A 4239-nucleotide genomic window follows, 5' to 3' on the forward strand; every position below is an offset into this window, starting at 1 on the left:
GCTTCGGCCGGGCCGCGCACACCTCCGGCCGCATCGCCGACTACCTCGACGCGCTCACCGCCCTGCTCACGCGGGCGACCCGCGCGCTCGATCCGCGGGATCCGGCGACGTGGGACCGGTGGGCGATGCTCGCCGGTCATGCCACGGCCGGGCTGGAGCTGCTCCGCGCCCGGCGGCGGTGGGGCCTCGACGACCTTACCGAGGCACACCTGCCTCCGCAGCTGCTCACCCCGGCGACCCTCGCCGCCCGCTACCTGCGCGCGACCGGCCGGCTCGCCGAGGCGGACGCGGCGTACAGCTCCGTCTGGGAGACCGGCGCCCACCTGTTCGGACCCGATCATGCTGATGTCCTGTCCGTCGCGCACGACCTGCACCGGGTCCGCGCCGCCCAGGGCCGGCTCGAGGACGCCGAGAGCGGCCTTCGCATGGTGCTCGACGACCGGTTGCGCATCCTCGGCCCCGAGCATCCCGACACGCTGACCACCCAGCACTACCTCGGCCGGACGCTGCGCGAATCGGGTCGGCACGGCGAGGCGCTGCGGTGGCTCACCCACACGCTCACCACCCGTGAACGGGTCCTCGGGCCGCGGCACCGGGACACCTTGACGAGCCGGAACAACGTCGGGGACCTACTGGTCGAGCAAGGGGCGTGGACGGCGGCCGAGGAGCTGCTGTGCTCGGTGCGGGACGATCGGGCCGAGGTGCTCGGCCCGGAGCATCCCGCCACGCTGGTGACCTGCTACCATCTGGCCCGGCTGTACCGCGACCGCGGGGACACCGAGCGCGCGGAGAAGGCGGCGACCGAGCTCACCGAGGCCTGCCTGCGAGTGCTCGGACCGGATCATCCCCGTGCCCTCGCCGCGGTGGGTCTGCTCGCGGAGGCCCAGACCAACCTCGGCCGGCCGGACCAGATGACCCCGCGGGTCCAGGACGCCTACCGGCGCAGCCTGCGCCGGTTGGGGCCCACCCACGACATCACGGTGCACCTTCACGATCTCCTCGACCAGTCGGAGCGTGACCCATCGTGACCCGTCCTCGTGACCCGTCGCCGGGGGGCGTTTCCCGCCGGTGCACCGCGTCGCAGGGCCGCCGCCCGCGGGCCGAGCCCCACCAGCCAGCCCCCGGTGTCGAGGCCGGCGAGACCGTCGAGGGAACCGCCGTATATCGACAGCAGAACACCGGTGACCGCGAGAAGCGCCACGGTCCCGAAACCCGAACCGGGGACGGAAAGCCCGCCGACGACGAACGGAACGGCGGGCGGCACGGCGGAGGCCGGCCGGGAAAGTACCAGGAAAAGGAACTTCCGGATCGCCGTACAAGGCCGTACGGATCGACGGCCGCTGGAGCGGGCCTCCCCCCGATGGCAGGTCCGCTCCGGCGGTGAGCCGAGGGGCCGCGGTCATCAACCAGCCACCACCCGCGGCGGCGGGGGTGCAGACCATAGGCGGGCGACGCCCGCGACCCTTCAGCAGCTCCCAGATAACCGCGTGCCGGACTAACCGGAAAGACCCTGACCGCAAATCCGTACAACGTCGTACGCGGCTTTCACCGGACGCGGCAGCGAGCGCGGGTAGGGATATGGGCCACGCGGACGACGACCGCCCCGGGGCGATCCCAGACCGCGGGATGACAACCGTGCCGTGCCGTGAGGATCGCCCGGGAACACCCGGAGGCGGCAGTTTGGGCCATATCGTCGAACGGTATCCTTAGCCAGTCATCAGCCCACCGACACCGAACGCCGGTAATCCGGAACCCGACCGGCGGTCCGGCGCAGCGCGCCCCGACCGGCGGCGTCCCGGCGGCGGCTCACCCGACCGGAACGCGTCCGTCGCCCGCGCCCTGCGTTCCCAGGAGTCATGGTTGTCTTCTGACTGGTTGAACGAGCCGCTCTGGTTGGACGAGCCACTGGTGAACGCCCTCGACGATCCCGCCGTGACCGCGCTGCGGCAATGGTGCTCCCAGACCGAGACCACCTACCGCCTGGTCCGTTGGCTTACCGGCGGCCGGTCGTCGGCGATGGTCGGGGTGGTCCTCGAAGAGCATCCGCGCCATGGTGCGCGCCAGTTCGTGATGAAGCTGGACGTCGCCCCGGCCAGCGACGCGGGGCCCCAACCCGGCGAATTCGCGCGCCACTGGCGGGCGATCGCCGACGCCCCCAGGTTCGCCGAGCGCCACCTCGCCACACCCGTCCATCAGCCGGTCGCGGTCGGCGATGGACGATGGTTCGTCTTCCAACAGGTCGCGGGTGGCAGCCTTCGGGAGCTGGTCACGCTGCGCGCCCTGCTGGAGGCTGTCGTCCACCCGCGGCGGGCCGGGCGCCAGGGAGACTCCGGCAGCGGTCCGGCCGGTCTGTCAGGACCGGCCGGACCGGCTGAACCACGCCTGATGTTCGGACGGGCCCTGGCCGACGCCGCGGTCCTCGCCGACGTCTGCGGGGGGCTAGTCGGGTCGATCTTCGATGAGTGGGTGGGGCCTGCCCTTCTGCCGTCACTGGACGTGCCGACCATCCTTGCGCGTCAGCTCGCCGAGCGGCTCGCCCCGGGCAGCCGCCTGCGGCGCATCGCCGCGGCGTACCCCGGCCCCACCATCGACGCCGAAGGCGAGGACCACCCGCTGCCGAACCCGTTCGCGCTGGTCCTGGACCCATCGCGCACGGACGGTATTCGCATCCCGGCCTTCGTCGGGAAGGCCCACGGCGACCTGCACATCGAGAACATCCTGATCCCGTCCTCACTGCGCAACGTCGACAGGACGTACCAGCTGATCGACCTGTCGCGGTACGCGGCCGACGCCGTGCTCACCCGGGATCCCGTCCATCTGGTCCTGCACATCCTCGCCCGGACACTGTCGGAGCTGTCCGCGGCGCAACGCACCGCCGTCATCGATCTGCTGCTCGACCCGGAGCAGGACGGAGACCTCGTGCCGCGGTGGCTGTTCCTGCTCATCGACCGGGTCCGATCGGCGGCGGAGGACTGGGCACGCCAGGCCGGTCTGGTCGACCTGTGGCGCGACCAGATCCCGCTGTCCCTGCTGGCCGTCGCCCTGACCTGCCTCGGACGGGCATCCACCCGGCCGGAGGACCAGGGATGGTTCCTGCGGCTCGCGGCGAACAGCGCCGCGGTGTTCCTCGGCCGGCATCACCCCGACGGCCGGCATCACCCGGGCAGCCGGCATCCGGACCGGCCGCGCGGGGACTGGCACAACCCGGACGAGCGGCGCCCGGCGGAGACCGCGGCAACCGCGGCCGTCCCCCCTGAGGCGGCAGACCAGAAGCCCGCGGTCGTGCGGCCGTCCACGCCACAACGGCCCGGGCAATCCACGCCACAATGGCCGGGGCCGTCCGGGCGGTACGACTTCTTCATCTCGTACGCCCAGCCCGACGAGGCCTGGGCCGACTGGATCGCCTGGCAGCTGGAGGAGGCCGGTTACCACCTACTGTTCCAGGCGGGTGACGGAACGGACGGGCCGCCAAGGATCACGATGCGTGATGGCGCCCGGCACGCCCACCGGACACTCGTTCTGCTCTCCCCCGCCTATCTCTCCTCGGTCCATGAGCAGCGGGAGTGGTGGGAGTGGTGGGAGTGGCGGGCGGCCCTGGACGCGGATGACCCGACCGGGCCCGCGTGCAGACTCGTCACCGTCCTGGTCGAGGCCTGTGCCGTGCCGGCCGCATTCGATCAGGCCTCCTCGGCCCACGTCGACCTGTCCAACCTGGCCGAGGCCGACGCCCGGAAGACGCTCCTGCGGCGGCTGGCCGGGCGCTGAGAGAAGGATTGACGTTCCCGGCCCGCGTTGACGCCGACGACCGCGGCCCAGGGCGGCCGTCGGCGTCAAATCGTGCTCAACCCTCCACATTTCGCCGGGCCGCCGGGGCGGCTGATGCGGATCCGGGGCCGGCCGGGCCCGCCACGGACATCACCACCAGCAGCTGGTCCAAGGCGACGAGGTCGCCGGGCCGGACGAGTACTTCCTTGACGATCCCGGCGCCCGCCGCCGAGACGGTGTGCTCCATCTTCATGGCCTCGACGACAACCAGCGACTGCCCATCCGCCACGGTCATCCCCGGTTCGACCAACACCGCGGTCACCGTGCCCGGCATGGGGCTGCGCGCCTGCCCGCCGAGCACCGGCCCGGCCCCGGTGCCCGCCACCGGGATCACCTCGGCCAGGCCCCACGCCCCACCGTCGCGGCCAAGCCAGAGGATCCCGTCGGCGGGCTCCCACGCGTAGGCCCACCGGG

Annotated in this window: 3 protein-coding genes; 2 read left to right on the top strand and 1 reads right to left on the bottom strand. The window is 72.5% G+C overall.

The features are described 5' to 3' along the window. A partial coding sequence (locus tag AC08OP_RS21675; RefSeq protein ID WP_476615864.1) for a tetratricopeptide repeat protein occupies nucleotides 1–1028 on the top strand: 1028 nt, incomplete at its 5' end. 832 nt (nucleotides 1029–1860) lie between these two features. Then, nucleotides 1861–3765 (top strand): TIR domain-containing protein, encoded by a 1905-nt coding sequence (locus AC08OP_RS21680; RefSeq protein ID WP_476615865.1) that lies wholly within the window; start codon nucleotides 1861–1863, stop codon nucleotides 3763–3765. 76 nt (nucleotides 3766–3841) lie between these two features. Here the strand turns inward: AC08OP_RS21680 and AC08OP_RS21685 are convergent. Continuing rightward, nucleotides 3842–4239 (bottom strand): acyl-CoA carboxylase biotin carboxyl carrier protein subunit (locus AC08OP_RS21685; protein WP_476615866.1); only part of this gene is annotated, 398 nt, incomplete at its 5' end.

This window comes from Frankia sp. CeRuru1 (genome assembly GCF_977966315.1).